Origin of the sequence: Amycolatopsis sp. NPDC051371, assembly GCF_040682155.1 — a bacterium.
Lineage (GTDB): Bacteria > Actinomycetota > Actinomycetes > Mycobacteriales > Pseudonocardiaceae > Amycolatopsis.
The window spans coordinates 109879-136302 of the sequence record NZ_JBFBAG010000004.1; the positions used below are offsets into that span (position 1 = coordinate 109879).

A 26424-nucleotide genomic window follows, 5' to 3' on the forward strand; every position below is an offset into this window, starting at 1 on the left:
CTCGGACTTCGTTGTCGCTTGGCATGCTATGAGCACACCGTGTGACTCACCACCGGTACCCCGTGTGGCGGCGGCCATAACGGTCCGTAACAAAGAGGGGTTAAAATACGCTCAAGGTGCGCCGGGAAGTCTGGTCGGCAACAGTGATCAGCGACCCCAGGAGACGCCCGTGTCCCGTCCGTTGAGCGAGTTCGCGCGCTACCTGCGCACCGAAACCACCGGCGGCCTCATCCTGCTCGGCGCGACCGCCGTCGCCCTGCTCTGGGCCAACTCCCCGCTCCGCGACAGCTACGACGCGCTGCGCGACTTCCGGCTCGGCCCGGAGTTCCTGCACCTGAACCTGACCGTCGGCGACTGGGCGAAGGACGGCCTCCTCGCGTTGTTCTTCTTCGTCGCCGGGCTTGAACTCAAACGCGAGCTCGTCATCGGCGAGCTGTCCCGCAGGAAGCAGGCCGTGCTTCCCGTCGTGGCCGCGCTCGGCGGGATGGTCGTGCCGGCGCTCGTCGCGCTGGGCGTCGGCTGGGGGACGCCGGGGATCGAGCGGGCCTGGGCCATCCCGGTCGCGACGGACATCGCGTTCGCGCTCGGCGTGCTGGCCTTGACCGCCTCGAACCTGCCCTCGAGCGCGCGGGTGTTCCTGCTGTCGCTGGCCGTCGTGGACGACCTCGGGGCGATCGTCGTCATCGCCGTGGTGTTCACGACCGGCTTCGACCTGGTCGCGGTCGGCGTCGCCGTGGTGGCCCTCGCGCTGTACGCCTTCCTGCAGCACCGCCGCGTCCGGACGCCGTGGCTGTACGTGCCGCTCGCGCTGGTCACCTGGGTCGCGGTGCACTCCGCGGGCATCCACGCAACGATCGCCGGCGTCGCGCTGGGCCTGCTCACCCGCGTCCGCGCGGACGAAGGCGAGGCCGAAGCACCGGCGTTGCGGCTCGAACACCGGCTGCAGCCGTGGTCGGCCGCCGTCGCCGTGCCGCTGTTCGCGTTGTTCGCGGCCGGCATCTCGGTCAGCGGCAGCTCACTCGGCGCGGTGTTCACGACGGCGTTGCCGCTCGCGGTCCTCGCCGGGCTGCTGGTCGGCAAGATCGTCGGGATCTTCGGCGCGAGCTGGCTGGCCGTGAAGCTCAAGGCCGCCGAGAAGCCCCAGGGTGTGGGCTGGCGAGACATCGGCGCGTTGTCGGTGCTCGGCGGCGTCGGGTTCACGGTCAGCCTGCTGATCGCGGAGCTGGCGTTGCCCGGCGACGCGAGCGAGCTGGCGAAGGCGGCCGTGCTGATCGCGTCCGCATTCGCGTCGCTGCTGGGCGCGGTGATGCTCATGAGGCGGAGCCGCGTGCACGCCGAAGCGGAGTGATCTCGCGACACTCGGCGACACCGCCGCGCCCCGATTCCGGACACATGGCACGATGACCCGGTGAGCAGCCCCAAGCACGAACGCACCGGCCCCGACGGCGTGGGGGCCGTGCCTTACCTCCCGCTGTCCTCCGACTCCGACGTCCCCGGCGACCAGTCGATCGGCAGGCTCGTCGGCGACGCGACCCAGCACATCTCGACCCTCGTCCGGGCCGAGATGGAGCTCGCGAAGTCCGAGCTGGTCGGCGAGGTGAAGAAGGGCCTCAAGGGGGCCATCTACTTCCTGATCGCGCTGACCGTCGTCCTGTACAGCTCGTTCTTCTTCTTTTTCTTTCTGGCCGAAGGCTTCGCGGACTGGATCCGGCCCGTCCACCGCTGGGGCGCGTTCGGCATCGTGTTCGTCCTGATGCTGCTGGTCGCGATCGGGGCCGGGTTCCTCGGCTACCGCAAGGTGAAGAAGTTCAAGGCACCCGAGCGGACGATCGCCAGCGTGAAGGAGACCGCCGCCGCGCTCAAGCCGCAGAAGGCGCCCGACGCCGACCTGACCACCACGCGCGACTGAGTCGTTGCACGCGTCCCCCGACCCGTCGAGCGTCCGGCTCGACGGCCCGTGGGCCCACCGCGACGTGTCCGCGAACGGCATCCGGCTGCACGTCGCCGAGCTCGGCGAGGGGCCCGTCGTGGTGTTGCTGCACGGGTTCGCCGAGTTCTGGTGGACCTGGCACCACCAGCTGCGGGCCCTGGCCGAAGCCGGGTTCCGCGCGGTCGCCGTCGACCTGCGCGGCTACGGCGACTCGGACAAGCCGCCGCGCGGCTACGACGCGTGGACGCTCGCCGGGGACGTCGGCGGCCTGATCAAGTCGCTCGGGGCGCGCCGCGCGCACCTCGTCGGGCACGCGTGGGGCGGCATGCTCGCCTGGACGGTCGCGTCCCTGCACCCCCGGCTCGTGTCGTCGGTGACGGCGATCGGCGCCGCCCATCCCCTGGCCCTGCGGTCGTCGGCGGCCCGTCCGTGGCGCGGCCAGGGCCGGGCCGCCGGGCACCTGTTCCGCTTCCAGGTCCCGATGGCGCCGGAGAAGTGGCTCGTGAAGAACGACGCCCAGGCCGTCGGGGATCTCTTCACCGGCTGGGCCGGCAGCGGCTGGCAGTCCACTTCGGACTTCGCCGAGAGCGTCGGCGCCTTCCGGCAGGCGATGCTCGTGCCCGGGGTCGCCCACAGCGCGCTCGAGTACTACCGCTGGGCGTTCCGCGCGCAGTTCCGCGGCGAAGGCCGCCGGTTCACCGACGCCGTCGACGCCCGGATCACGGCGCCGACGCTGCAGCTGCACGGCGCCGACGACACCTGCATCCTGCCCGAGACGGCGACGTCGTCGGTGCGCTGGGCGGGCCCGCACGCCGAGCCGGAGCTCTGGCCGGGCGTCGGGCACTTCCCCCACCTCGAGGCGCCGGAGCGCACCTCGGCGGCCCTGGTCGACTTCCTCAAGTGAGGTCGATGGCGTTCTTCGCCCGCTCTGTCGACTCCTCCGCCGGACCACCTGTCGGGTTCTCCGTCGCCAGCGCCTGGTTGAGCTCGACGAAGGGCCGCATCCGGCGCTCGTAAGCCGCGAAGGCCGGTTCGTGCTCCGCGCGGCCCAGCTCCTGGGCGAGGACGTACGCGCCGACCAGCGCGAGGCTCGTCCCCTGGCCGGAAAGCGCCGAAGCGCAGTAGGCAGCGTCGCCGAGCAACACGATCCGGCCCGCCGACCAGCGGTCGAGGTGGATCTGCGCCATCGCGTCGAAGTAGAAGACGTCCGCGGCGGCCATCGCCTCCAGCAGCTTCGGCACCTCCCAGCCGATCCCGCCCAGTCGCTCGGCGATGAGCCGTTTCTGGTCCTCGACGTCCATCCGGGGCAGCGGGTCCGACCCGAAGCCGAGGGTGACGCGCAGCTCGGTGTTGTCCCGGACCGGGTAGATCGCCCCGCCGGTCTCCTCGTGCCGGAACCAGACCTGCCAGTCCTCGAGGCCCAGGAAGTTCGGCGCCGGGAAGATCGCCAGGTACTGGCCGAGGTGGCGGACGAACCGCTCTTCCGGCCCGAAGGTCAGCCGCCGCACCGCCGAGTGCAGGCCGTCCGCGCCGACGACCAGGTCGAACGTCCGGAAGCCGCCGCGCTCGAACTCGACGCGCACGCCGTGCGCCTCCTCCGTCAACGCGGTGACCGAGTCGCCGAAGACGTACTCGACGTCGGCCGCTCCCTGCAGGATCTCGACTACGTCGTCGCGCAGGATCTCGAAGTCGTCGCTGTCGAGCCGGCCGCTGCTGTAGGTGAACTCCTCGGACCGGAACAGCTCCTGGCCGGTGCCGTCCACCATGGACATCCCGCGCATCCGGGTGCGCACCGCGCGCATCCGCTCGCCCAGGCCCATCCGGTCGACGACCTCGAGCGCGGCGCCGCGCACGTCGATCGCCTGGCCGCCGGTGCGCGGGCCGGGCGCGCGCTCCACCACGGTCACCGTCCAGCCCGCGCGGGCCAGGAACCAGGCCAAGGTGCCGCCGGCGACACCGGCACCGGAGATCAGGACGTTTCGCATTGTTCCTCCAGAGTCGTACGCTTGTCTGCACCACAGTGGAGTTGTCGCAGCTCAAGCGGCGAATCTGTACTAGTACAGATGACCGTCTGTGCTAGGTCAGGGGGAAGCCGTGAAGTACGTGGCCATCGCCGAGGAGCTGCGCGCCCGGATCGCGCGCGGCGAGCTGCCGCCCGGCGCGCGCGTGCCCTCGACCCGGCGGCTCGCGGCCGAACACGGCGTCGCGATGGCGACCGCGGCCAAAGCACTGGACCTGCTGGGCCACGAAGGGGTCGTTCGCGCGGAACCGCGGTCGGGCACGGTCGTCGCCGGCCGTGAACACCGTGGCGGCCAGCGAGGGCTGACCCGCGAGCAGATCGTGCGGACGGCCATCGCCGTCGCCGACACCGAAGGCCTCGGCGCGCTGTCCATGAGGGGAATCGCGGCCCGCCTCGGCGTCGCCGCCATGGCGCCGTACCGGTACGTGAAGGGCAAGGACGAACTGGTCCTGCTCATGGCCGACGCCGCGTTCGGCGAACGCGGCTACCCGGCGGAGCCGTCAGGTTACTGGCGCGACCGACTGACGCTCGGCGGCCGCACGCTCTGGTCGCTCTTCCGCCGCCACCCGTGGCTGGCGCAGCTCGGACCGATCACCCGCCCGCTGCCGCTGCGCAACCTCGCCGTGCACGGTGAGTGGGCCCTGTCGGCCCTGTCCGAGCTGGACGTCGACGCCGCGACGCTGTGCGACCTGCACGTCCTGTTCTTCAGCCACGTCCAGGGCATGGCGGTCCACCTGGAACGCGAGCAGAGCGCGCTGGCGTCGTCCGGGCTGACCGAAGACGACTGGATGGACCACCAGGGCCCCGCCGTGGCGGCGATGGCGGCCGGCCACCCGACGTTCGCCCGGATGTTCGCCGACCTGACCGGAACCGGCTACGACCTGGTGCTCGACGACATCTTCGAGCTGGGCATGCGCGCCCTGCTGGACGGCCTGGCGCTGCGGTTCGGGCGTTAGGCGGCGCAGGAGCCGGTGGACACGTTCGTCGACTGCGACGGCGCCGCGTCGACCTCCGCCCGCACCTGCTCGGCCGTGAGGGTGAAGCCCGTCTCCGGGTCCTCGACCGCCGCCCCGAAGACGACGCCGATGACCTGGCCGTCCGGGGTCACCATCGGGCCGCCCGAGTTGCCGCTGCGGATCTCCGCGCGGACCGTGAAGACGTCCCGTTGGACGGTGTTCGCGTCGTAGATGTCCGGGCCGCGCAGGTTGATCCGGCCGCGCACGCGCGCCGGTGTAGCCCGGTACGGGCCGTCGAGCGGGTAGCCGAGCACGATCGCGCTGTCGCCCGCCCGGGCCGTCTCGGACGCGAACTGCAGGGCCGGGGCACGCAGCCGCGGCACGGCGAGCACCGCGATGTCGACCTCCGGGTCGAAGTACACGACGCGCGCCGGGTAGTCGCCCTGCGTCGTCTCGATGCCGACGGTGTCGGTGCCGGCCACGACGTGCGCGTTCGTCATCACCCGCTGGGGTGCGATGACGAACCCGCTGCCTTCCAGCGACCGCGAGCACGAGCTGGCGCTGCCGCGGATCTTGACGACGCTGCCGTGCAGCTGCTGGACGGTCCCGCTGCTCTGCAGCGCCGGGTCCGGCGGCGAGGTGTCGGCCGTCGGGGCCTTCTGGAAGGGGTCGACGATGGACGGGAAGCCGGACGCGTCGAGCAGCTTGCGCAGCTGGCTCGGGAAGCCCTGCGCGGCTTCCGGCATGGCGTCGTTGACCTTGCCGAGCACCACCGAGCCGTTGATCGCCTTGGCGAGCCCGGGTAGGCCGGACACGGTGGTCAGCGGCGTCGCGATCAGCCACGCCACGATGAAGACGACGAGGGCCTGCACGACCGCGCCGAGCGACTTGTCGACGCCGGACAGCTTGTCCGGGTTGATCTTCTGACGCAGCCGGCGCCCGACGTACACGCCGATGGCCTCACCGAAGGCGACCAGGAACACCACGGTCGCGACGGCGAAGGCGACTTTCCAGACCGGGTCGTCGAAGAACGAGACGACGACCGGCGCGAGCTTGATCCCGGCGAGGGCGCCGAGCACGACGCCGACCAGCGACGGCAGCGCGACGATCACGCCCTGGTATGCGCCGGACACCGCCGCCAGCACAGCCAGCAGCAAGACCAGCACATCGACCCAGTTCACCGCGTCACTCCTCGCCCTTTAACCGCGCCTGGAACGCCGCCAGCGCCTCGTCGAGGTCCCGGACGTCGTCCGAGTCCCATTCGCGCTCCCAGCCTCCCAGGCCGAGCAGGACGGACAGCAACCCGGCGGTGAACCCCCAGACGAACAGGCCGCCGACCTCGAAGGCCGGCCCCTTCCACGGCATGCCGGCCTTCTTGATCGTGAACCGGTTGGCCGGGTCGACCAGGTCGGCGATGGCGACGCGGGCGACGGACGCCGTCTCGCCCGGGTCGACCGCGTGCACCGGCGACGGCTCGGCCCAGTACGCCAGCACCGGCGTCACGGCGAAGCCGGACACCGGGACGAACAGCTCCGGCAGCACCGCGACCGGCCGGACGCCGGACGGGACCACGCCGGTCTCTTCTTCGGCCTCGCGCAGCGCGGTGCCGACCGGGCCGCCGTCGCCGTCCTCGGCGCCGCCGCCGGGGAACGCGACCTGCCCGGCGTGCGAGCCCAGCGTGTCGGCGCGGCGCTGCAGCAGGACGTCGGGCTCGCCGTCGGCTTCGCGCTCGCCGAAGAGGATGAGCACCGCCGCGGCGCGCGTGTAGGCGTCCTCGGGCGGGCTGAACCGGGTGAACGTCTTCGAATCGACCTCGGCACTCACCTTGACCAGCGGCCGGAGCCACTCGGGCACCGACTCCGGCTCGACCAGTGGTCCGATCACGCTGCCCCCTCGACTGCCGCACGCACCTGGTCAGTGTTCCCGAAGGTGCGCGGGTTCGCGATGAACCGCACCTCGCCCGCGGCGGTGACCAGGTAGGACGCCGGGAGCGACGAAGGCACTTTCAGCGCCGTCCGGACGGGCCCGCTCGGCCCGTCGCCGTCGAACACCGACGGTAGGTGCACGCCCAGCTTCGCCAGCAGGTTCAAGCCGTCCTCCGCCGGGCTCTGGACCTGGACGCCGAGCACGCGCACGGCACCGGGCTGCGCGGCGTACTCCTGGAGCACGGGCAGCTCGGTCCGGCACGGCTCGCACCACGACGCCCACACGTTGACCAGCACCGGAGCACCGGCCAGCGCACGGCCGACGTCGACGCTCGCGCCGTCGCCGAGGCAGTCCGCCTTGACGCCGTCGAGCTGCTTCACCGGCTGAGCGGGGCCGGGCGCGGGGCAGGGCCGGAGCGCCGCCGCGGACCGGGCCGGGGCCAGATCTTCGGACGGCTTCGCGGCGCTGTCGTCACCCCCGCGCGGCAGCAGCGCGACGATGAGCGCCACCGCCAGCACGGCGGCGGCCAGCGCCCATTTGGTGACGGTCGTCACCGGGGCGCCGCCAGCGCCAGGATGTGGTCCTTTTCGACGCCTTTGACCAGCTTCGCGGCTTCTTCGAACCCGGTCGGGCCGGTGCCGTAGGACGGGCAGTCCCTGGCCAGCGGGCACGCGCCGCAGGCGGGCTTCTTGGCGTGGCAGACGCGCCGGCCGTGGAAGATCACCCGGTGCGAGAGCATCGTCCACTCCTTGCGGGGGATCAGCTCCCCGACGGCGTGCTCGACCTTGACCGGGTCCTCTTCGGTCGTCCAGCCCCAGCGCCGGACCAGCCGGCCGAAGTGGGTGTCGACGGTGATGCCCGGGACGTCGAAGGCGTTCCCGAGCACGACGTTGGCGGTCTTGCGGCCGACGCCGGGCAGCGTGACGAGGTCGTCGAGCTTGCCGGGGACCTCGCCGTCGAAGCGTTCGACCAGCGCCGCCCCGAGACCCATCACGGAGTTCGCCTTGGCCCGGTAGAAGCCGGTGCTTCGAAGAAATTCCTCCAGCTCGGCGCGGTCGGCGCCCGCGTAGTCGGCGGCGGTCCGGTAGCGCTTGAACAGCGCGGGCGTGACCAGGTTCACCCGGACGTCGGTGGTTTGCGCGGACAGGACGACCGCGACCAGCAGTTCCAGCGGAGTGGCGAAGTCGAGCTCGCAGTGGGCGTCGGGATACACGTCGTCGAGGCAACGCTTCATCCGCCTGGCGCGTCTCACCAGAGCTAACCGGCTTTCACCAGCGCCCTCACGGGGGGCGTTCGTGGTGGCAGGTGGCACCCCGATAGCCTACGGGCGCCGTCGGACGAGCCGGTCAGTGCACCGGTGGACGACCGACACGCCAGAGCACCACCTCGGCGCAGTTTCCCGGCCGCCATGAGCGAGGATCTGGAGTAGATGCTTTCCACTGAGTGTTTCCGGCTGTGTTCAGGAGTCCGGCCATGACCGTCTGGTTCGTCATCCTGGTCCCCCTGGTGATCATGTTCTTCGCGCTCTTCATGGAGCGCGTGGAAAGCAGGCTCAAGCACGTCGCGGTGCAGGAGAACGAGGTCGAAGAGTTCCTCGAGCAGGCGCAGCCCAACGAGGTCCGGGCGCTCTACGGGCACGGCATCGGCCGCGCGCTGGAGCTGTTCCGGCTGCGTAGGCTGGGCGGACGGGCGGCCAGGCTACGCGCGCGACGCGTGCGGAGTTAGGCTCCACGTTCGAACGAGATCATCTGGCGGGCGCGCGCGTCCGACAGGCGATCTCGCGAGTACGCCCTAGACTGACGCGCAAGTGATCGGCGTCACGCTCTTCCAGCCAAGGGAGGGCGTGAACGTTTTTCGACGAGGAGGCACCCGAGGTGGACGAAACCCTGGCCCGTGCGGGCATTTTCCAGGGTGTGGAGCCGGCAGCGGCGGAGGCGCTGGCCCAGACCTTGGAATCCGTGGAGTTCCCCCGCGGCCATGTCATCTTCAACGAGGGTGAACCCGGCGACAAGCTGTACATCATCCAGTCCGGCAAGGTGAAGATCGGCCGCAAGTCCCCGGACGGCCGCGAGAACCTGCTGGGCATCTTCGGCCCGTCCGACATGTTCGGCGAGCTGTCCATCTTCGACCCCGGCCCCCGGACGTCGAGCGCGACCACCGTCACCGAGGTCCGCGCGGTCACCATGGACCGCCCGGCACTGCGGCAGTGGATCTCGACCCGCCCGGAGATCGCCGAGCAGCTGCTGCGCGTGGTCGCGCGCCGCCTGCGCCGGACGAACAACATGGTCGCGGAACTGATCTTCACCGACGTCCCCGGTCGCGTGGCGCGGGCGCTGCTGCAGCTCGCCCAGCGCTTCGGCAGCCAGGAGGCGGGCCTGCTGCGGGTCACGCACGACCTGACGCAGGAAGAGATCGCCCAGTACGTCGGCGCTTCGCGCGAGACCGTCAACAAGGCGCTCGCCGACTTCGCCCACCGCGGCTGGCTGCGGCTCGAGGGCAAGAGCGTGCTGATCCTGGACCCGGAGCGGCTCGCCCGCCGGGCCCGCTGAGTCCTTGACGTGAAGAAGGCCTCCTCACCCTGGTGAGGAGGCCTTCTTCACGCTTCGCGACAGACACAGTGTTTGATCAACAAAGAGCCGGGCGCCACCCCCGACGTGGCGCACCGGCTCTTCGTTTGTCGCGCGGACCATCCCCCGACGATCCGCGCTCCCCGCCCTCCGGACCAGGCCCCGACCCATATGCCGGAGGGAGCTGGGTTGTGTGCTGTTGTTCAACCATCACGGCCCATACCCACGAATTCAAGGCCATTCACTCTCAAGGACGCCGTGCCCGTCGTTTTGTTGCACGAGTTCACAGAGAATATCGGGAGTGTTACCCGATCGAGACCTCACCTGAGCCACTTCCCGCCTGCCGGTGACGCACCTGACCGTCAAATAACTGGTACTCACGTACCACTCTGTTGCATACTGGTACGCGTGTCCCACTCCGAAGGTCGTACGTCCCTGGCCGACTACCGCAGCGCGCTGACGACCCGCGCCGCCCGGTGGCCCGCCATCGCGTCCGTGCTCGCCCGCCTGCCGATCGCCATGATCGGCATCTCCGCGCTGCTCTACGTCCAGCGCGAGACCGGGTCCTTCGCCGCCGCCGGGCTGGTCTCGGCCGGTTCGCTCGTCGGTGTCTCGGTGGGCGCGGTGATCCAGGGCAGGCTGATCGACCGCTTCGGCCCGACGCGGCCGCTGCTCGTCGCCTCCCTGCTCCTGGCGCTGTCGATGACAGCGCTGGTCACGGCGATCGAGTCGCACGCCTCGACGCCCGCGCTGGTCGCGTTCGCCGTGGTCACCGGGCTGTCGGAGCCGATGGTCGGCTCGGCGTCCCGCGCGCTGTGGACCCGCCTGCTTCCTGCGGGCGGCGCGCGCAACGCGGCGTTCTCGTACGAGGCGATCAGCATGGAGGTGTTCTTCATCCTCGGTCCCGGCCTGGCCGGTCTGCTGGTCCTGGCGCCGTGGGCGGGGACCGGCCTGGTGCTGGGCGTCGTGCTGCAGTTCTCCGGCGCCGTGCTGTTCGCGCTGAGCCCGGCGGTGCGGTCGTGGGGTCGTTCCTCGGAGCCGGGTGGTTCGCTGCTGGGCGCGTTGGCGAGCCCGGGCATGCGGACGCTGGCGCTGGCCGCGCTCGGCTTCGGCGTGGTGATCGGGTTCGTCGAGGTCGCGGTCCCGGCGTCGGCGACCGAAGCCGGCTCTCCTTCGTTCGGTGGGTTGCTGCTTTCGGCGTGGTCCCTGAGCTCGGTGGCGTTCGGCGTGGCGTACAGCCTGCGCCCGTGGCCCCGCCGGATGGGCCTGCGGTTGCCGGCCCTGCTCGGCGCGTTCGGGGCACTGGTGGCGCTGCTCGCGTGGCCGTCGTCGCTGTGGGGCTTGGCGCTGATGATGCTGCTGGCGGGGGCGTTGATCACGCCCCAGTCGACGGCGCACTCGTCGGCGATCGAGCTGGTGGCGCCGTCCGGGACCGCCGCGGAGGCGTTCGGGTGGGTGCTGACGGCGGTGACGCTGGGGCTGGCCGCCGGTCAGTCGATCAGCGGGTACGTCGTGGAACACGCCGGGCCTTCGGCGGCATTCCTGGCCGCGAGCGTGGCCGGGTTGGTGCTCGCGGCGGTGGTCTGGCTGCTGCGGGGGACGGTTCGGGCGCCTCAGCAGGTCACGGCGGTTTCGGAGCTGGTCGGCGCCGGCCGGTAGGCCGTTTTTGTCGGTGCCCCGCGCTAGCTTGCGGGGCATGGACGTCACCGCGCCTGCCCACCGCCTCTCGGCGGCCGTCTCCGCCGCTTCGCGGCTGCTGCCCGCCCGCGCCGGCCTGCGGTTGCGGGCGGACGCGGCCGGACTGACGGTCGCCGGGAGCGATCCGGATCTCGCCGTCCGGTTCGACTGTCCGGCCACCACCCACACCGACGGCTCGGTCACCGTCCCCGCGCCACCGCTCGCCGAGACGCTTCGAATGCTCGAGACAGACTTGGTGCGCCTGGTCGTCGAAGGCAGCCGCCTGGCCCTGCGGCTCGACAACGCCCGGTTCGCGTTGCCCCTCCTGTCCACCGAGGCCGGCCCGCCGGTTCCCGACCCACCCCAAGTGTCCGAAGTGGACGGTGCGGCGTTCGCGTCGGCGCTGCGGATCGTCGCGGGAACGGCGTCCAAGGACGACCCGCTGCCCCTGTTCACCGGCGTCCGCGTCCAGGCAGCCGACCGCCTGACGCTGACGGCGTCCGACCGCTACCGGATGGCGGTGGCCCGCCTGCCGCTGCGCGAGCCGGGCTCGCTGGACGTGCTGGTCCCGGCGACCTTGCTGACCGAAGCGGCGCGCCAGGCGAAGGGCATCGTGGGCCTGCACGCGGGCCCCGGACGCTTCGGCCTGAGCTGGGAAGGTGGCCTGGTCGGCACGGCGGTCCTCGACGCGGGGTTCCTGTCGGAGGACTCGATCCCGTCGTCCGCGGTCGACACAACGGTGACCGTGGACGCGGACGCCCTGGCGGCAGCGGTCCGCCGGGTCGGGGTGTACGCCGAGGATCGCCGGGTGTTGACCCTGGAGGTCGGAGATGCGCAGGTCCGGCTGGCGAGCGCCCGCCAGGACACAGGTGAGGCGGAGGAGACGCTGAAGGCGGACGTCGGCGGCGGCCGGACATCGCCGTCGTTCCAGGCGAGGTATCTGCTGGACGCGTTGCAGGCTTTCACCGGGTCGCGGATCACCTTGTCGATCCAGCCGGGGATGCGAGCGTGCATCCTACGGGCCGCGGAGCCCGGGGAGGTGGAACTGACGTACTACCTGATGCCGATGCTCAGCCGATGATTTCGGTCAGGTCCCGGAGGACGACGTCGGCCGCCGGTCCGGCCGTGAACTGGCTGACCGTCAACGCGGCGCTCCCGAAGCGCTGCTCGTAGGCGTCCCGAAGGTTCGGTGCCGAGCGGCCGAGCATCCACTCGACCGTCGAGGTGCTGGTTCGCAGGAAGTCGAGTGGCAGGCGACCGAACACGTACAGCTCGGCGCGACGCTCGCCACGCTTGAGGACCAGGCCGACCAGGTCGGCGACGAGCAAGCGTTTGCGCATCGTGTCGCCGCCCTTCCACCGGGCCGTTTTGAACTCGGCCACCCGGCGGTCGGTCTCGAGGTCGAACGGGCGATCCGGGTCGTTCCCCGAGGCCAGCGACGGGCGCCGGACGATGCGCTCGCCCGGTTCGAGGATCTTCGGCAGCGCCCGGACGATCGTCGCCGCGTGGATGAGGTCGTTGACGCGCCCGGCGTGCTGCCGCACCAGCAGCGCGGCCTGAAGCAGCTCGTCCGTCATGCCGCCGTTCAAGCCATCGACGTTCCCGAGCTGAGCTCCCTCCAGCCGCTGTTCCACGCGGCGAATGCGAGTGCTCAGGTCTTCGACGGTCAGAAAATCGACGAGGGACGCGAAGGCTTCCCCCGGTGCGGTATCCGGCAGCTCGCGCTGAACATCGGATTCCTGCGGCAGCGGGCTGGTCGGGAACCCGAGCCGGCGAAGGTGGCGGATCGCGGCGTGCGAGATGAACTCGGTGCGCGACACCCCCAGAGCGCGCTCGAAGAGCTGTCTCGGCGGCCACCGCTGGTCTCCGATGGAGACCCAGTGCGTGCGAATCGGCTCCGGTCCGCCTCTCGCCGCCGCACTGAGTACCTGAGCACGGGTCAGCCGATGCTGCTCACCATTCAGGATGAAGTCGATCGCGCGCTCGTCGTCCACAGGCAGTGAGTCGCGGATCCACCAGCCGGCGCTACACCGGCGCAAGGGTGCCGAAGCGTTTCAGCGTCCGGATCATCGGCGCCGTCTCCACCTGCTGCACTCCGGCCAACCCGCCCAGGTCGTCGGCCAGGTACGAGTACAGCGCCGCGTCGTCGCGGCAGCCCACGTTCGCCACCAGGTTCGCCGGGCCCGTGGTTGCCGCCGCGAAGGCCACCTGGGGGTGCGTTGCCAACGCTCGGCCCGTCGACTCCAACGCCGAGGGCGCCACCGTCAACCAGAGCGTCGCCGTCAGGGGGTAGCCCAGCAGGGCCGCGTCCACCTCCACGTCGAAATACAACGCCCCTGATGAACACAGCGCCGAAAGGCGACGGCGGACCGTCGACTCCGACCGGCCCGAGGCTGCCGTCAATGTCGACATGTCGGCTCGGCCGTCGTGAGCCAACGCGGCGAACAGGGCGGAGTCGCCCGGCTCGGGGTGGTAAGGCACCACCGAAGGACTACGGCGCAAAGCAGCGACCTGTGAAGCCGACAAGGCGTTCGACCGGCCGGTCCACCCCGCCGGCCCACCCGCGAAACGGCGCAGCAACCGGTACGCCGTCATCGACACCACCCGCGGCGTCCGGGGCAGCTGCCCCAGCAGCAACCCGTCCGTCTCCTCCCGCAGCGGCGCCCGGATGAAGCACACGATCTCCGTTCCACCGGACATCAGGCTCACCCATTGGGTATCCGGACGCCGGGCCAGGCCCGCCGCGATCGCCGCCGCCGCGTCCGGGACGCAGCGCAGCCGTACCAGCCAATGGACCTGCCCCAGCGGCGCCGCCTCCGGGACGCCCACCACCCGCAGCACCCCGGACGACCGCAGCTTCCGGTACCGGCGCGCCACCGTCTGGTCGGAGACGCCCAGCACCGACGCGATCGTGCTGAACGACGCCCGCCCGTCCAGTTGCAGTGCGTGCGCCAGGCGGCGGTCGAGGTCGTCGAGCAGGCCGGATTCCACCAGACAAGACTAAGCAATGTCGAATTTCGGGCACAATCCACGAGCAAGCGGAAGAAAACGGAGACGAGCTCCACCCTGAAAGCATGAACATCGACCACACCGTCTTCCTGACCAGGAACCACGACGAAACCTGGCAGCGCTACGAGCAGCTCGGCTTCACGCTCAGCCCGCCGTCGCGGCACTTCGCCGCCTCCACCGACCAGAGTGAACCGGTCCCGAGCTGCACCGCGAACCGCTGCGCCTACTTCGGCGACTCCTTCCTCGAGTTCATCGGCATCGTCGACGAAGCCGCCGGCGACCCCTGGCGGGTGCTGCCGATCCTCGACGCCCGCGGCGACGGCCTCCACGGCTGCTCCTTCGGCGTCGACGACTCCGATGCGGCGTCGGAACGGCTCAGCGAAGCCGGCCTCTCGAGTTCGGGCGTGCTGAAGCTGCAACGGGACGTCGAACTTCCCGAAGGCACCCGCACCGCCCGCTTCCGCAGTGTCCACATCAGACGGGACCGGACGCCGGAGGGCATTCTCCACACCGCCGAGCACCTCACCCCGGAGTACGTCCACCAGCCGCGCTACCTCGACCACCCCAACGGCGCCCGCGGGATCGCCGGGATCGTCCTGATCGTCCCCGACGACGAGATCGACGCCTACCGGAAGCGCTACGACGTGATCACCGACGGCCAGAAGCTGGTCGACATCGTCAGGGTGAGCGACCTCGACACCGTCCTGCCGGGTGAAACCCCGAAGACGCTGCCGTACTTCGCCGCCCACGGCGTCCTGGTTGCGGATCTCGCGAAAGCGCGGAAGCTGATCGAGCAGCACGTTCCGACGAAGACGCACGACCAAGGGTTCTTCGTCCGCGCCGAAGACGCCGAAGGAGCCGCTGTGTACTTCGAGGTGGCACGATGATCGTCGAAACCACCACCGGCCGAATTCGCGGAGAAGCAGGGGTCTTCTGGGGAATCCCTTATGCAACAGCAAAACGCTTCGAAGCGCCGCAGCCGCCCAAGCCGTGGACCGACGTCCGGGACGCGCTGGAGCCCGGCCCCGCGGCGCCGCAGCCGCCGTCACGCCTGGAGCACGCCCTCGGGCCGATGCCCCTGCCGCAGAGTGAGGACTGCCTGTCGCTCAACGTCTTCACGCCGTCGACCACCGGGAGCCGCCCGGTGCTGGTGTGGATCCACGGCGGCGGGTTCTCCAGCGGCTCGGGCGGCCAGGTCTGGTACACCGGCACGCGCCTGGCCCGTGAGGCCGACGCCGTCGTCGTGACGCTCAACTACCGCCTCGGCGCCCTCGGCTTCCTGAGCGCACCAGGGATTCCGCCCAACCTCGGCATCGCCGACCAGCTCGCCGCCTTGGAATGGGTCCGCGACAACGTCGCCGCGTTCGGCGGGAATCCCGCCGAAGTCACCCTCGGCGGGCAGTCGGCCGGGGCGCAGTCGACGCTCGCCCTGTGGTCGGCGCCGCGCGCCCGAGGTCTCGTCAAGCGAATCGCCCTGCAGAGCGCACCGCTCGGCATGCGACCGTCCACATCGGACGAGGCGAGCCAGAACGCGGTGCTGCTCCAACAGGAACTCGGCGAAGACTTCCGAGCAGTGCCAACAGCACAACTCCTCGAAGCCCAGCTCAAAGTCGCGGCCAAGACGGCGAAGCCCGGCTCGCTCGAACCGCCGTTCCAGCTGGTCGCCGACGACGACCTCGTCGCGAAGGACCTCATCGAAGCCGCTCCGGCCGGACCGGCGCTCATCAGCTCGACGAAAGACGAGCTACGCGCGTTCGCCCCCGACGCACCGCAAGAAGTAGTCGACAAAGCGAACAGCTTCTTCGTCAGCGACACGCTGGCCGCGAAGCTCGACGCCTTCGCCTACCGCTTCGACTGGGAAGCGCCTGGCAACCCGTTCAAGGCGTGCCACTGCATCGACCTCCCGTTCCTCTTCGGCACCCACGACGTCTGGGACGCACCGATGCTCGAAGGCGCGCCGAAGGGTCTCGAAGCGGAGACCGGGCTGCGCGAAGTCTGGGCCGCCTTCCTGCACGGAAAGCGGCCCAGCCCGACGTGGGAAGCGATCAGGCCGACGCGGCCTTGACGGCGGCCTCGACCTCGGCGAAGGACGGGTTGACCATCGCGGTCGACCCGACGATCACGGTCGGGACCGTCTCGTTCCCGTTCGCGACCTCGCGCACGCGCGCGGCCGCGGACGGGTCCTCCCAGATGTTGATCTTCCGGATGTTGAAGCCGCTCTTCGACATCGGCCGGTCGAGCGCGGCGCAGAACCCGCACCCCGGCCGCCAGTAGAACTCGACCTCGACGTTGCTCATCCCTGTTCCTCCGACCGCAAGTAGTCCAGCTGCGCCTGCACGCTCAGTTCGGCCGGCGCCCACAGCGCCCGGTCGACATCGGCGTACACGACCTCGACGACCTGGCGCGGACTGGCGTCCGCACCGAGTGTCTTCAGAGCCGAACGCACCTGGTCGAGCCGCTGTTCCCGATGCGCGAGGTACTCGCGCGCGGTCGCGGGCAGATCGGGGAGCTCCGGACCGTGCCCGGGCAGCCCGAGCGTGCCCGCCGGGAGCTCGATCAGCTTCCGCAGCGAGCGCAGGTAGTCACCCAGGTCGTGCAGCACCGTGGTGCCACGCCCGAGGATGGTGTCGCCGGTCAGCACCTGGCCGTCGAGCACCAGCGACACCGAGTCGCCGGTGTGGCCGGGCGTGTGCAGCACGCGGATCGACAGCCCGCCGGCGGAGATCTCTTCGCCGTCCACAAAGGACTCGGCCGAGACGCACAGCGAAGGGTCGAAGGCCCGCACCGGTGCGCCTACGCGCTCGGCGAACCATGGCGCACCCTCGGCGTGATCGGGGTGGAAGTGCGTGAGGAGCACCAGCTCCACCGAACCGGCCGCGGCCAGCAGCTCGAGGTGCTCGAGGTCGCGGTAACCGGGGTCGACGACGACGGCCGGCGTCTCCGGGGTCGCCCGCAGCACCCAGCTGTTGGTGCCTTCGAGCGTCATCGACGACGGGTTGTTCTCCAGCAGCACCGACGCTGTCTCGGACACCTGGCGCAGCACGCCGTACGCGGGAGCGCTCATCGCTGCTCCAGCACGACGCGGACGTGGTCGTTCTCACGGATCAGAGTCGGGGCGATCCGGACGATCTCGCGCTGCGCGTTCAGGACGTCGTCGGCCGTGGCGAACTCCGCCAGCTCGCTCAGCGTCAGCCAGGTCGGCGGCATCAGCATCCGGCGGCCTTCGCGCGCGTCGGCGATCGCGTCCTCGGGACGCTGCCAGCCGGAGCTCGACGCCTCCGACGTCGCACCGTCCGCCTCCTGGCCTTCGGGCAGCTTCGCGACGTAGAACCGGGTGTCGTAGCGGCGCGGCTCCTGTTCGGGCGTGATCCAGTGCGCCCACGGCCGCAGCAGGTCGGCCCGCAGCGTCAGCCCGGCGTCGGCGAGGAAGCCGGCGAGCGACACTTCGCGCGTCTCCAAGGCCTGGCGGGCGGCCGCGTACGACGTGACGTCGGTGAGCACCGCGTCCGCACTGCCCGCGAGCAGCACGCCGGACTCTTCGAACGTCTCGCGCACCGCCGCGCAGGTCAGCGCCCGCGCGAGAGCATCGTCACAGCCGAAGCGCGAAGCCCACCACGACGGCTCCGGACCGGCCCACGCCACGGACGCGTCGGCGTCGCGCTGGTCGACCCCGCCGCCGGGGAAGACGGTCATCCCGCCGGCGAACGGCATGCCCTTGACCCGGTGCTGCAGGAAGATCTCGACGCCGTCGGCGCCATCCCGGACCAGGATCACGGTGGCCGCGTCCTTCGGGACAGCGGGCGGCCCGTCGACGTTGGCGCGGGTGGCTACCCCGGCGCCGACGGGGATGTCGAAGACAAACTCCTTTGGCTGCTCCACCCGGGAAACATACCTCCGGACCCCGACGTTCCGTCGCGCAGTTGTGGCGTCTCAGACAGTGAAAAGGCGGTGTCTCCCGGGGGAGACACCGCCTTCTCGCGAAAGAGGACTTAAGGAGCGGTCCAGCCGCGCTGGTCGCCGCCGGAGCGGGAAGCGCCGTTGAGCCGCATCTTCGCCGCCTCGGCGCGCTCGCGCTCGGCCAGCTCGGCGTGCAGCTCACGCAGCAGTGCCCGGTCGCGTTCGCTCAGGCTCGGGTCGTCCAGGTCCAGCGCGGGCAGCTCGACGACCTCGTGCATCGACGGCTTGCCCGCGGCGATCTCGCGGCCCTTTTCCGGGTCTTCGGCCAGCGCCTGCCGCAGCTGCGCGACCTCGGCCGGGGTCAGGTCGGCGGTGCGCTCCGCCCGTGTTTCGGACCGTTCGGAGGACCGCTCGACCCGCGACTGGCGGGGCGGCTCCGGGACGGGCGGCGGCGACACGATCGGCACCACCGGGGCGACGGGCTCCGGCGGGGTCGTCGTGGCGGTGCTCGACCGCATGCTGTGCCGGCTTCCCGAGGACTCCGCGACCGGTTCCGGCACCACCGCGGCCGGCGCCTTGACCGGCTCGGGCCGGTACACCGACGCCGACGACGTCGTGCTCCCGGTCACCCAGGCGGGCGACGCGGCCGCCGAAGCGGCCTGGTGGTACTCGGAGTGCGCGACGCCAGGGCCGCTGACCTCGACGACGGAGTGGATCCCGGCCCGGCGCAGCGCCGTGTCGACGCGGAACGCGACGGCCGGCGGGTTGCCCTCCGGCCCCAGCTCGACGAGCACCACGCGCTGCGGCAGCGCGCCCGGCACGCTGCCGGCCGGGGTGTTGCGCCACACCGCGTGCACCGAGCGGACGTCCGGCAGCACCTGCAGGGTCCGGTCGAGCGCCTCGGCGATGCCGAACTCCGGGGAGTTCTCGCCGCTGAACCGGTGCGTGCTGACCGGCTCGGCCTCGTCGACCAGCAGGTCGTTCGCCAGCGTCGCGTCCGACCGGCTCATCTCGAGCACCAGCGCCAGCTCCCGCTGCTCGGCGGAGCTGACCGGGATCCGGCCCGCGATGAGCGTGCCGGTGGTCAGCTCGACCGCCTCGTCGATGTGCGCCCGGGCGATCAGCTCACGCGCCTCGGTGAGCGCGCTGTCGTCGATCCGGCCCGCCAGGGCCAGTAACAGGTTGTGCAGGCGCAGGGGCACCGAGAACCCGTCCATGGGCGGGCCGTCGTGGACCTCCACCATTGCCTTGCTCCCTCCCAGCTCGCTGGCGGGCGAGCGTTATGCGGCTACTAGCCGGGTTCCCGTCACCGCGCCCACGCAGACCAGCTCTGAGTCAGCCAGCGCGGCCCGGTGGTAACCCGGCAGGTCGAAGCGCGGCGGAATGACCTCGACGCTGGGCTCTTCGTCGCCCAGAACGCGCAGCACCCGCTGCAGTTCGCCGGTCAACCTCGGCAACCCCGACAGCGCGGTGATCAGCAGGACGCGCTTGGCGGTCCCCTGCCCGACCACACCGACGTGTCGCCAGCTCTGCCGCACTTCCCCCACGTCCGGGCGTCCCCGCAACGTTGCGTGGATCAACACGGACACGGAGTCGACCGAGTTAACCCATTCGGGCGCACTCGACGTGAATGTGTACCGGTTCTCGGTGACGTCGTCTACCCCCAGCGTCGAACTGACCTGGTGCCAGTCGGCGCCGTGCGGGATGAGCCCGGCCACGAGCAGGCGGTACTCCGTCTGGTCGAGGTCAATCCTGTGCTTAAGCAAAGACCTCGGCAGGGTCCGGGCGAGGGTGCCCATGGCGCCCTCGCCGAGCCAGTCGCGGAACCGCCACAGCAGCTGGTCGGGCAGCCGCCCGGCCAGCCGGAGCAGCAGCTCGTGGGTGGACTGCTCGATGTCCGGATCCATCACTGCACCTCCACGATCAGTTCGACCTCCACCGGCGAGCCGATGGGCAGCTCCGCGACGCCGACGGCCGAGCGGGCGTGGATGCCCGCGTCGCCGAAGACCTCGCCGAGGAGCTCGGACGCGCCGTTGACGACCGCGGGCTGACCGGTGAAGCCCTCCGCGGAAGCCACGAAGCCGACAACCTTGACGATCCGCGCGACGTTGTCAATGCCCACCAGCGCGTGCACGGCCGCGAGCGCGTTGAGCGCCGACGTGCGGGCGTGGCCCTTCGCCTCTTCGGGACTGATCTCCGCGCCGACCTTGCCGGTCGCGGCGAGGACGCCGTCGACGAAAGGCAGCTGGCCGGAGGTGTAGACGTGCTTGCCGCTCTGGACCGCGGGCACGTAGGCGGCCAGCGGGGCGGCCACGCCGGGCAGCTCGATGCCGAGCTCCTTCAGCCGTTCGCTCCAGCTCACGGGGTCAGCCCTTCGGACGCTTGAGGTACGCGACGTGCTGCTCGCCCGTCGGGTTCGGCAGCACGGTGACCAGTTCCCAGCCGTCCTCGCCCCACTGGTCGAGGATCTGCTTCGTGGCGTGGATCAGCAGAGGGACGGTCGCGTACTCCCACTTGGTGGCGCTCATGAACCGGGAGCGTAGCCAAGCGGGCAAGACCGCCGGGGGGCCGCCGCCGGAAATCCGCGCGCGACGCGCCGTGCTGTGGCAGACCTCACACCCGTCCACGAGGGGCACCCTCATGGACCCAAGAGCCATGGGGGTGCCTCTCATGGACCGCTAGCGTGAGCCCGTGGAAACGTGGCGCGTGATCGCGACGGCACTGCTCGCGGCGACCGGGCTGCCCCTGGTGCTCGTCGTGATGGCCAAGGTGCGCGACCGGACGCAGAGCTCCGGCCAGGTCGCCCTCGGCGGCGTGATCACCTTCACGCTGCTGCTCGTCCTGGGTGTGCTCATCCTCACCGTGCTGCCCGGGCTCGTCGCCTGGGTGCTCGTCGCGGCGGTCGCCGGTGCGGTCAGCGTCATGCTGCTGGCCAGCTGAGCGCTGATTTAGGGTGAAGAAGTGACCACTTCCCATGCCGGCTGGACCGACGAGCTTGCCCGCGCCCGGCTGCACTTCGTCACCGGCAAGGGCGGGACCGGCAAGACGACGCTCGCCGCGGCGCTCGGGCTCGCGCTCGCCCGCGAAGGCCGGCGCGTGCTGCTCATCGAGGTCGAGGGCCGCCAGGGCATCGCCCAGCTCTTCGACACCGAGCCGCTGCCCTACGCCGAGCAGCGCATCGCCGCCGTCCCCGGCGGGGGCGAACTGCGCGCGCTGCACATCGACGTCGAAGCCGCGCTGCTCGAGTACTTCGAGATGTTCTACAACCTCGGCTTCGCCGGCCGGACGCTGCGGCGGATGGGCGCGATCGAGTTCGCGACCACGCTCGCGCCGGGCCTGCGGGACGTCCTGCTCACCGGGAAGATCAAGGAGTGCGTCGGCCGCACCGAGTCCGACGGGCGGCACACCTACGACGCCGTCGTCGTCGACTCGCCGCCGACCGGCCGGGTAGTCAAGTTCCTCGACGTCACCAAGGCCCTGACCGACCTCGCGAAGACCGGCCCGATCCGCGGCCAAGCCGAAGGCGTCGTGCGGCTGCTGCACTCCGGCGAGACCGTGATCCACCTGGCCACGCTGCTGGAGGAGATGCCGGTCCGCGAGACCGTCGAAGCCGTCGCCGAGCTGGACGGCGCCGACCTGCGCCCGGGCGCGGTGCTGGTCAACCGGGTCAGACCGCCGCGACTGCCCGCACGCTCGGTGACCGCGGCCGCGGACGGGCGCGTCGACGCCTCCCGCGTCCGCAGCGGGCTCGCATCGGCCGGGCTGAAGCTGCCGGAGGCCACCCTGGACGCGCTGGTCGAGGAGACCGTCGAGCACGCCGTGCGGGTCGCGTCCGAACAGCGGGCGCGCGAACAGCTCGCCGAGGCCGACCTGCCGACCCTGGAACTGCCGGACCTGACCGACGGCGTCGACGTCGCGGCCCTCTACGACCTGGCCGAGGCCCTGACCGACCAGGGGGTGCGGTTGTGACCACCACCATCGACATCGACGCGTTGCTCGACGATCCGGAGAGCCGCGTGATCGTCTGCTGCGGCTCCGGCGGCGTCGGCAAGACGACCACGGCCGCGGCGCTGGCCCTGCGCGCGGCCGAGCGCGGCCGCCAGACCGTCGTGCTGACGATCGACCCCGCGCGGCGCCTGGCGCAGGCGCTCGGCCTGCGCGAGCTCGGCAACCACCCGAAGCAGGTGCGGGTCGAAGGGTTCGAGCCCAAGGGCGAGCTGTGGGCGATGATGCTCGACATGCGCCGCACGTTCGACGACATGGTGCGCGTGCACGCCGGCCCGGAGCGCGCCGAGCAGCTGCTGCAGAACCCCTTCTACCAGACCATTTCCACGTCTTTCTCCGGCACGCAGGAGTACATGGCGATGGAGAAGCTGGGCCAGCTCGCGGCCAGCGGCGACTGGGACCTGATCATCGTCGACACCCCGCCGAGCCGATCCGCGCTGGACTTCCTCGACGCGCCGACGCGGCTGTCGTCCGCTTTGGACGGCCGGATGATCCGGCTCCTGACGGGCCCGGCGAAAGCCGGCGGCTGGGGTCTGCGCAAGGTCGTCAACGCGGGGTTCTCGATGTTCGCGAAGGCCGTGTCGACGATCATCGGCGGCCAGCTGCTGACCGACGCGTCGGCGTTCATGCAGGCGTTCGACAGCATGTTCGGCGGCTTCCGCGAGCGCGCCCGCAAGACGGCCGAGCTGCTGCGCTCGTCCGGGACGTCGTTCCTGGTGGTGGCGGCCCCGGAGCCGGACGCGCTGCGCGAGGCGTCCTACTTCGTGGAGCGGCTGTCCTCGGAGTCGATGCCGCTGGCGGGGTTGATCGCGAACCGGACGCACCCGGTGCTGGCGTCGCTTTCGGGGTCCGAGGCGCGCACCGCGGCGGATTCCCTGCAGAGCGCACCCCTGGCCGAAGCAGTGCTGCGGCTGCACGCGGACCGCGTCGACCTGGCGGCGCGCGAGGAACGGCTGCTGGCGCGGTTCACCCGGGCGCACCCCGAGGTGGCGCTGGCCCGGGTCCCCGCGCTGGCCGGTGACGTGCACGACCTGGAGGGTCTGCGCGACATCGGCGTGAAGCTCGCCGGCTGACCCGCACGGCTCGGTGTCCCGAATGACTCACTCGGGACATCGGAGGCCGCGAACGAGTCATTCGCGGCGAAGCGGTGCCCGACCGCCCTGGCGAAACGCCATGAATGACTCGTTCATGGCGTCGGGTACCAGGGCTCCGGCAACCGGTCGCCCACCCGCCGCCGGCCCACCAAACGTCTTGAATGACTCATTCAGGTCTTCGGCGGTCCTAAATGACTCATTCAAGACCTCCGACGCCCGAGCAACCCCCGATCCGGCTTGACCACCCGACTTTGCCGGGACCCTGGCGACGGACGTCATCAACGACTCTTTCATGACGTCCAGGGCGTCGGCTCAGTCGCGGCCTCGTTCGACGTCCTGAATGAGTCATTCAAGACGCCTGAAGACCTGAATGACTCATTCAAGACGTTCGGGGCCAGCTTCCGAGGTGAGCGGGCCCGGCGAAATCTGAACAGCACGGGCGGCGCGCCGGCAGGGCCGCGCCGCCCGCGGCCGCTCAGCCGACTTCCACCCGCTCGAGCGCGTCCCTCTTGGCCGCGTCGAGCAGGTCTGCCCAGCTCACCACGTCGGGACGGCGGCGCAGCAACGCCCGCCGCTCCCGTTCGGTCATGCCTCCCCATACGCCGAAGTTGATCCGGCCGTCGAGTGCTTCGGCGAGGCATTCGGTCCGTACCGGGCAGCCCAGGCAGACGGCCTTGGCCCGGTTCTGCTCCGCGCCCCGGACGAACAATCCGTCCGGGTCGGCGTCCCGGCAGGACGCGTTGATTCGCCAGCTCGACTGGTTGGTTTCCATACCCCCAGCTCCCTACCCTGGTGTTCGACGCACCAGCGGGGAAAGGCACTGCGCTCCTTGCCCCCGCGAGCGTGTCTCCCTCTGCTCACGTCGGTTCCGGGCACCTCCCCGGTGCCGGTGCCGCCGTTCGGACCAGGCGAGCTCCCACCCGCGTTGATCCATCCGACGGCTTGTCTTCGTGAGACGTTGACGGACTGTAGGGGCCCTCGGTTCCCCCCGTCGAGACCTAGAATGCCTTCCGTTACCAGATGTCACCGAAGGGGGTCGGTTTTGTCACTGTTTTCACACCTGCGGAGACACGGCGTCACCGGCGCCTGACTCACTCCGGGTAGCCTGGCCCTCGTGCGAAAAGCGGATGGTTTGTTCAAGCTCATCGGCCTCTGTCTGCTCGCGGGGGTGCTCGTCGCCGGCATGCTCTTCCCGGTCGTGGGGGCTGCCGGTGTCATGTCCAACCAGGCCAGCGAGACGGTGGAGAAGACGTCCTCGGACCTCGCCGACATCCCGCCGCCCCTGGTCACGACGGTCACCGACAGCACCGGGAAGCCGATCGCGACCCTGTACGACCAGTACCGGCTGCCGGTCAACGAGAACCAGATCAACGAGGCCATGAAGTGGGCGCTGGTCTCGGTCGAGGACAAGCGGTTCTACGACCACCACGGCGTCGACTGGCAGGGCACGCTGCGCGCGGCCGTCAGCAACAGCACGGGCGCCGACACGCAGGGCGCCTCGACGCTGACCCAGCAGTACGTGAAGAACTACCTGATCAACGTGGTCTACCGCACCGACCAGGTCGGTCAGAAGAAGGCCCAGGAGCAGTCGGTCGCCCGCAAGCTCAAGGAAGCGCGGATCGCGATCCAGCTCGAGACCAAGCTGAGCAAGCAGCAGATCCTGGCCGGCTACCTGAACATCGTCGAGTTCTCGCGGCAGATCTTCGGGATCGGCGCCGCGGCGCACGCGTACTTCGACACCACGCCGGAGAAGCTCACGGTGCCGCAGGCGGCGCTGCTGGCCGGGCTGGTGAACAACCCGATCAACAACGACCCGTGGAAGCACGCCGACAAGGCCACCGCGCGCCGCAACCTCGTCCTCGACCGGATGGTGGAGAACAAGAAGCTGGCCAAGGCCGACGCGGACCGCTTCAAGGGCGAGCCGCTGGGCGTCGTGCCGGACTTCCCGGCCAAGCCGGCGGCCAACTGCATCGGCGCGGGCCCGGAGTCCGGCTTCTTCTGCCAGTACGTCGAGGACTACCTCCTCAAGGCCGGCGGGATGACGAAGGACCAGCTCTACACCGGCGGCTACACGATCAAGACGACGCTGGACGAGCGCGCCAACCACGAGGCGAAGGTTTCGGCCGAAGCGCAGGTGAAGAAGACCCAGCCGTACGTGGCGAACACGTTGTCGCTGATCAGACCAGGCAAGGAGCGGCACGAAGTGGTCGCACTGGCCGCGAACCGCGACTACGGCCAGAACCAGGACGAAGGCCAGACGACCTACGCGCTGCCCACCGGCGTCTACAACACCGGTGGCGCGGGGTCGACGTACAAGATCTTCACGTCGGCCGCGGCGCTCGAAAAGGGCGTGTCGGGAATCTATTCGCCGGTGCAGGTGCCGGACTCCTACACCTCGCACGTGTTCACCGGTGGCGGGAAGAGCTGCCCGCCGACCGGCCCGCCGCTGAACTCCAAGTGGTACTGCGTCGGCAACGCCGGTGACTACAGCCGGATCGCCCAGGGCGCGACCCTGCAGACGGCCCTCGCGACCTCGCCGAACACCGCGTTCGTCGAGCTCGAGGACCGGCTCGGCAGCACCGCGCCCGGCATCGACATGGCCCGGCGGCTCGGCATGCGCGACACGATGGCGAGCAACATCGGCGGCGGCACGGTCGACCCGAAGTCCGACGACGGGAACAAGAACAAGACCCAGGCGGAGGCTTACGGGCCGAACGGCCGCAGTCCGGGCTTCGGCGCGTTCACGCTGGGCTTCAGCCCGCTGAGCGGCCTGGAGCTGGGCAACGTCGCGGCGACGATCCTCTCCGGCGGCGTCTGGTGCCCGCCGACGCCGCTCGCCAGTGTGACCGACCGCAACGGCCAGCCGGTGCCGGTCAAGGAAGCCCCGTGCGAGCAGGCGGTGCCCGAGGGCCTGGCGAACACCCTCGCCGTCGGCATGAGCAAGGACGACCAGCCCGGCGGCACGTCGGCCGGCGCGGCGAGCGCGGCGAAGTGGGACCGCCCGATCATCGGCAAGACGGGCACGACGCAGGGCAACGTCTCGGCGACGTTCGTCGGCGGCACGCCGCAGCTCGCGGGCGCGGCGATGACGTTCAAGTTCGGCGGCGGCCAGGGCGGTATCTGCGACGCGGGACCGGGCAACGTCCGGGTCTGCGGCAGCGGGAACATCTTCGGTGGCAAGGCTCCGGCCCGGACGTGGTTCGGCGCGATGAAGAACATCATGGACGACAGCCAGCCGAGAATGGAGCTACCGCAACCGGATCCGCAGTACATGGGCGGCCCGGGCCGGTAACCGTGACGACGCAGAGGGGGCCCCGCGGGGCCCCCTCTGTTCGTTCACCGG

29 protein-coding genes are annotated in these 26424 nt (G+C 70.7%); 14 read left to right on the top strand and 15 right to left on the bottom strand.

The window, feature by feature from the left end:
* Positions 1–169 precede the first annotated feature (169 nt).
* The 3 genes from nhaA to AB0M59_RS06960 are packed head-to-tail and all read left to right on the top strand — an operon-like array spanning position 170 to position 2834.
* Entirely contained in the window at positions 170–1348 is a 1179-nt protein-coding gene (gene nhaA / locus AB0M59_RS06950) for a Na+/H+ antiporter NhaA (protein ID WP_364609979.1), read from the top strand.
* Positions 1349–1408: 60 nt separating this feature from the next.
* Entirely contained in the window at positions 1409–1909 is a 501-nt protein-coding gene (locus AB0M59_RS06955; protein ID WP_364609982.1) for a phage holin family protein, read from the top strand.
* A 4-nt stretch (positions 1910–1913) separates the two neighbouring features.
* A complete protein-coding gene (locus tag AB0M59_RS06960; protein WP_364609986.1) occupies positions 1914–2834 on the top strand; it encodes an alpha/beta hydrolase in 921 nt (306 codons plus the stop codon).
* Here the strand turns inward: AB0M59_RS06960 and AB0M59_RS06965 are convergent.
* Entirely contained in the window at positions 2827–3915 is a 1089-nt protein-coding gene (locus AB0M59_RS06965) for an FAD-dependent monooxygenase (protein WP_364609989.1), read from the bottom strand. The two genes, AB0M59_RS06960 and AB0M59_RS06965, sit on opposite strands and share 8 nt — an antisense overlap.
* Before the next feature lie 109 nt (positions 3916–4024).
* On the opposite strand from AB0M59_RS06965, the gene AB0M59_RS06970 reads away from it, so the two are divergent.
* The gene (locus AB0M59_RS06970; protein WP_364609992.1) at positions 4025–4906 is read left to right on the top strand and encodes a GntR family transcriptional regulator; all 882 of its coding nucleotides are present in this window, start codon (positions 4025–4027) and stop codon (positions 4904–4906) included.
* Here AB0M59_RS06970 and AB0M59_RS06975 read toward each other — a convergent pair.
* The 4 genes from AB0M59_RS06975 to nth are packed head-to-tail and all read right to left on the bottom strand — an operon-like array spanning position 4903 to position 8066.
* Positions 4903–6087, bottom strand: a complete 1185-nt coding sequence (locus tag AB0M59_RS06975; RefSeq protein WP_364609995.1) for a MarP family serine protease — start codon at positions 6085–6087, stop codon at positions 4903–4905. The genes AB0M59_RS06970 and AB0M59_RS06975 overlap by 4 nt on opposite strands.
* Positions 6088–6091: 4 nt before the next feature.
* A complete protein-coding gene (locus AB0M59_RS06980; protein ID WP_364609998.1) occupies positions 6092–6790 on the bottom strand; it encodes a CoA pyrophosphatase in 699 nt (232 codons plus the stop codon).
* On the bottom strand, positions 6787–7386 hold the full coding sequence (locus AB0M59_RS06985; protein WP_364610001.1) for a TlpA disulfide reductase family protein: 600 nt from the start codon (positions 7384–7386) through the stop codon (positions 6787–6789). Before AB0M59_RS06985 ends, AB0M59_RS06980 begins: the two co-directional genes overlap by 4 nt.
* Positions 7383–8066, bottom strand: a complete 684-nt coding sequence (gene nth, locus AB0M59_RS06990; RefSeq protein ID WP_364610004.1) for an endonuclease III — start codon at positions 8064–8066, stop codon at positions 7383–7385. The genes AB0M59_RS06985 and nth overlap by 4 nt, the downstream gene beginning before the upstream one ends.
* Before the next feature lie 239 nt (positions 8067–8305).
* Between nth and AB0M59_RS06995 the strand changes: the two genes are divergently transcribed.
* The 4 genes from AB0M59_RS06995 (at position 8306) to dnaN (ending at position 12157) form a co-directional block, all read left to right on the top strand.
* On the top strand, positions 8306–8557 hold the full coding sequence (locus AB0M59_RS06995) for a hypothetical protein (protein WP_013230551.1): 252 nt from the start codon (positions 8306–8308) through the stop codon (positions 8555–8557).
* A gap of 149 nt (positions 8558–8706) precedes the next feature.
* Positions 8707–9381, top strand: a complete 675-nt coding sequence (locus AB0M59_RS07000) for a Crp/Fnr family transcriptional regulator (protein WP_003081747.1) — start codon at positions 8707–8709, stop codon at positions 9379–9381.
* Between the two features lie 414 nt (positions 9382–9795).
* Positions 9796–11058, top strand: coding sequence for an MFS transporter (locus AB0M59_RS07005; RefSeq protein ID WP_364610707.1), 1263 nt, complete (start codon positions 9796–9798; stop codon positions 11056–11058).
* Positions 11059–11095: 37 nt separating this feature from the next.
* On the top strand, positions 11096–12157 hold the full coding sequence (gene dnaN, locus AB0M59_RS07010; RefSeq protein ID WP_364610007.1) for a DNA polymerase III subunit beta: 1062 nt from the start codon (positions 11096–11098) through the stop codon (positions 12155–12157).
* Here dnaN and AB0M59_RS07015 read toward each other — a convergent pair.
* Complete coding sequence (locus tag AB0M59_RS07015; protein WP_364610010.1) at positions 12147–12896, bottom strand: hypothetical protein; 750 nt, start codon at positions 12894–12896, stop codon at positions 12147–12149. The two genes, dnaN and AB0M59_RS07015, sit on opposite strands and share 11 nt — an antisense overlap.
* A 205-nt stretch (positions 12897–13101) precedes the next feature.
* Positions 13102–14067 carry an Lrp/AsnC family transcriptional regulator gene (locus tag AB0M59_RS07020; RefSeq protein ID WP_364610013.1) on the bottom strand — a complete coding sequence of 322 codons (966 nt, stop codon included), beginning with the start codon at positions 14065–14067 and terminating at the stop codon, positions 13102–13104.
* Between the two features lie 83 nt (positions 14068–14150).
* On the opposite strand from AB0M59_RS07020, the gene AB0M59_RS07025 reads away from it, so the two are divergent.
* Together AB0M59_RS07025 and AB0M59_RS07030 are read left to right on the top strand one after the other, a co-directional pair.
* Positions 14151–14972, top strand: a complete 822-nt coding sequence (locus tag AB0M59_RS07025) for a VOC family protein (protein WP_364610016.1) — start codon at positions 14151–14153, stop codon at positions 14970–14972.
* Positions 14969–16150, top strand: a complete 1182-nt coding sequence (locus AB0M59_RS07030) for a carboxylesterase family protein (RefSeq protein ID WP_364610019.1) — start codon at positions 14969–14971, stop codon at positions 16148–16150. The genes AB0M59_RS07025 and AB0M59_RS07030 overlap by 4 nt, the downstream gene beginning before the upstream one ends.
* On the opposite strand, the gene AB0M59_RS07035 is transcribed toward AB0M59_RS07030, so the two are convergent.
* The 7 genes from AB0M59_RS07035 to AB0M59_RS07065 all read right to left on the bottom strand — a co-directional run bounded on the left by AB0M59_RS07035 (position 16131) and on the right by AB0M59_RS07065 (position 20510).
* Complete coding sequence (locus AB0M59_RS07035; RefSeq protein WP_364512631.1) at positions 16131–16382, bottom strand: glutaredoxin domain-containing protein; 252 nt, start codon at positions 16380–16382, stop codon at positions 16131–16133. The genes AB0M59_RS07030 and AB0M59_RS07035 overlap by 20 nt on opposite strands.
* Entirely contained in the window at positions 16379–17149 is a 771-nt protein-coding gene (locus AB0M59_RS07040; protein WP_364610022.1) for an MBL fold metallo-hydrolase, read from the bottom strand. Before AB0M59_RS07040 ends, AB0M59_RS07035 begins: the two co-directional genes overlap by 4 nt.
* Complete coding sequence (locus AB0M59_RS07045; protein WP_364610025.1) at positions 17146–17964, bottom strand: NUDIX hydrolase; 819 nt, start codon at positions 17962–17964, stop codon at positions 17146–17148. The genes AB0M59_RS07040 and AB0M59_RS07045 overlap by 4 nt, the downstream gene beginning before the upstream one ends.
* 110 nt (positions 17965–18074) lie before the next feature.
* The gene (locus tag AB0M59_RS07050; RefSeq protein WP_364610028.1) at positions 18075–19226 is read right to left on the bottom strand and encodes a hypothetical protein; all 1152 of its coding nucleotides are present in this window, start codon (positions 19224–19226) and stop codon (positions 18075–18077) included.
* A gap of 36 nt (positions 19227–19262) precedes the next feature.
* The gene (locus tag AB0M59_RS07055; protein WP_364610031.1) at positions 19263–19889 is read right to left on the bottom strand and encodes a hypothetical protein; all 627 of its coding nucleotides are present in this window, start codon (positions 19887–19889) and stop codon (positions 19263–19265) included.
* Positions 19889–20344 (bottom strand): RidA family protein, encoded by a 456-nt coding sequence (locus AB0M59_RS07060; protein ID WP_086840822.1) that lies wholly within the window; start codon positions 20342–20344, stop codon positions 19889–19891. The genes AB0M59_RS07055 and AB0M59_RS07060 overlap by 1 nt, the downstream gene beginning before the upstream one ends.
* Positions 20345–20348: 4 nt before the next feature.
* Positions 20349–20510, bottom strand: a complete 162-nt coding sequence (locus AB0M59_RS07065; protein WP_086679227.1) for a DUF4177 domain-containing protein — start codon at positions 20508–20510, stop codon at positions 20349–20351.
* Between the two features lie 163 nt (positions 20511–20673).
* Here AB0M59_RS07065 and AB0M59_RS07070 point away from each other — a divergent pair, with 163 nt between their 5' ends.
* The 3 genes from AB0M59_RS07070 to AB0M59_RS07080 are packed head-to-tail and all read left to right on the top strand — an operon-like array spanning position 20674 to position 23060.
* Positions 20674–20922 carry a hypothetical protein gene (locus AB0M59_RS07070; protein ID WP_364610034.1) on the top strand — a complete coding sequence of 83 codons (249 nt, stop codon included), beginning with the start codon at positions 20674–20676 and terminating at the stop codon, positions 20920–20922.
* Between the two features lie 21 nt (positions 20923–20943).
* On the top strand, positions 20944–21951 hold the full coding sequence (locus AB0M59_RS07075) for an ArsA-related P-loop ATPase (RefSeq protein WP_364610037.1): 1008 nt from the start codon (positions 20944–20946) through the stop codon (positions 21949–21951).
* A complete protein-coding gene (locus tag AB0M59_RS07080) occupies positions 21948–23060 on the top strand; it encodes an ArsA family ATPase (protein WP_364610040.1) in 1113 nt (370 codons plus the stop codon). Before AB0M59_RS07075 ends, AB0M59_RS07080 begins: the two co-directional genes overlap by 4 nt.
* Positions 23061–23556: 496 nt before the next feature.
* Here the strand turns inward: AB0M59_RS07080 and AB0M59_RS07085 are convergent, their stop codons facing one another.
* Positions 23557–23853 carry a WhiB family transcriptional regulator gene (locus AB0M59_RS07085; RefSeq protein ID WP_364610043.1) on the bottom strand — a complete coding sequence of 99 codons (297 nt, stop codon included), beginning with the start codon at positions 23851–23853 and terminating at the stop codon, positions 23557–23559.
* A gap of 342 nt (positions 23854–24195) precedes the next feature.
* Here AB0M59_RS07085 and AB0M59_RS07090 point away from each other — a divergent pair, with 342 nt between their 5' ends.
* Positions 24196–26373: a transglycosylase domain-containing protein gene (locus AB0M59_RS07090; RefSeq protein ID WP_364610046.1), complete on the top strand. Its 2178-nt coding sequence runs from the start codon at positions 24196–24198 to the stop codon at positions 26371–26373.
* Positions 26374–26424 lie beyond the last annotated feature (51 nt).

Coding starts and splice junctions, on each gene's coding strand:
- dnaN (WP_364610007.1), top strand. CDS start 11,096: ATGGACGTCACCGCGCCTGCCCACCGCCTCTCGGCGGCCGTCTCCGCC.
- AB0M59_RS06995 (WP_013230551.1), top strand. CDS start 8,306: ATGACCGTCTGGTTCGTCATCCTGGTCCCCCTGGTGATCATGTTCTTC.
- AB0M59_RS07055 (WP_364610031.1), bottom strand. CDS start 19,889: ATGGATCCGGACATCGAGCAGTCCACCCACGAGCTGCTGCTCCGGCTG.
- AB0M59_RS07030 (WP_364610019.1), top strand. CDS start 14,969: ATGATCGTCGAAACCACCACCGGCCGAATTCGCGGAGAAGCAGGGGTC.
- AB0M59_RS07065 (WP_086679227.1), bottom strand. CDS start 20,510: ATGAGCGCCACCAAGTGGGAGTACGCGACCGTCCCTCTGCTGATCCAC.
- AB0M59_RS07040 (WP_364610022.1), bottom strand. CDS start 17,149: ATGAGCGCTCCCGCGTACGGCGTGCTGCGCCAGGTGTCCGAGACAGCG.
- AB0M59_RS06965 (WP_364609989.1), bottom strand. CDS start 3,915: ATGCGAAACGTCCTGATCTCCGGTGCCGGTGTCGCCGGCGGCACCTTG.
- AB0M59_RS07085 (WP_364610043.1), bottom strand. CDS start 23,853: ATGGAAACCAACCAGTCGAGCTGGCGAATCAACGCGTCCTGCCGGGAC.
- AB0M59_RS07025 (WP_364610016.1), top strand. CDS start 14,151: ATGAACATCGACCACACCGTCTTCCTGACCAGGAACCACGACGAAACC.
- nth (WP_364610004.1), bottom strand. CDS start 8,066: ATGAAGCGTTGCCTCGACGACGTGTATCCCGACGCCCACTGCGAGCTC.
- AB0M59_RS07050 (WP_364610028.1), bottom strand. CDS start 19,226: ATGGTGGAGGTCCACGACGGCCCGCCCATGGACGGGTTCTCGGTGCCC.
- AB0M59_RS07035 (WP_364512631.1), bottom strand. CDS start 16,382: ATGAGCAACGTCGAGGTCGAGTTCTACTGGCGGCCGGGGTGCGGGTTC.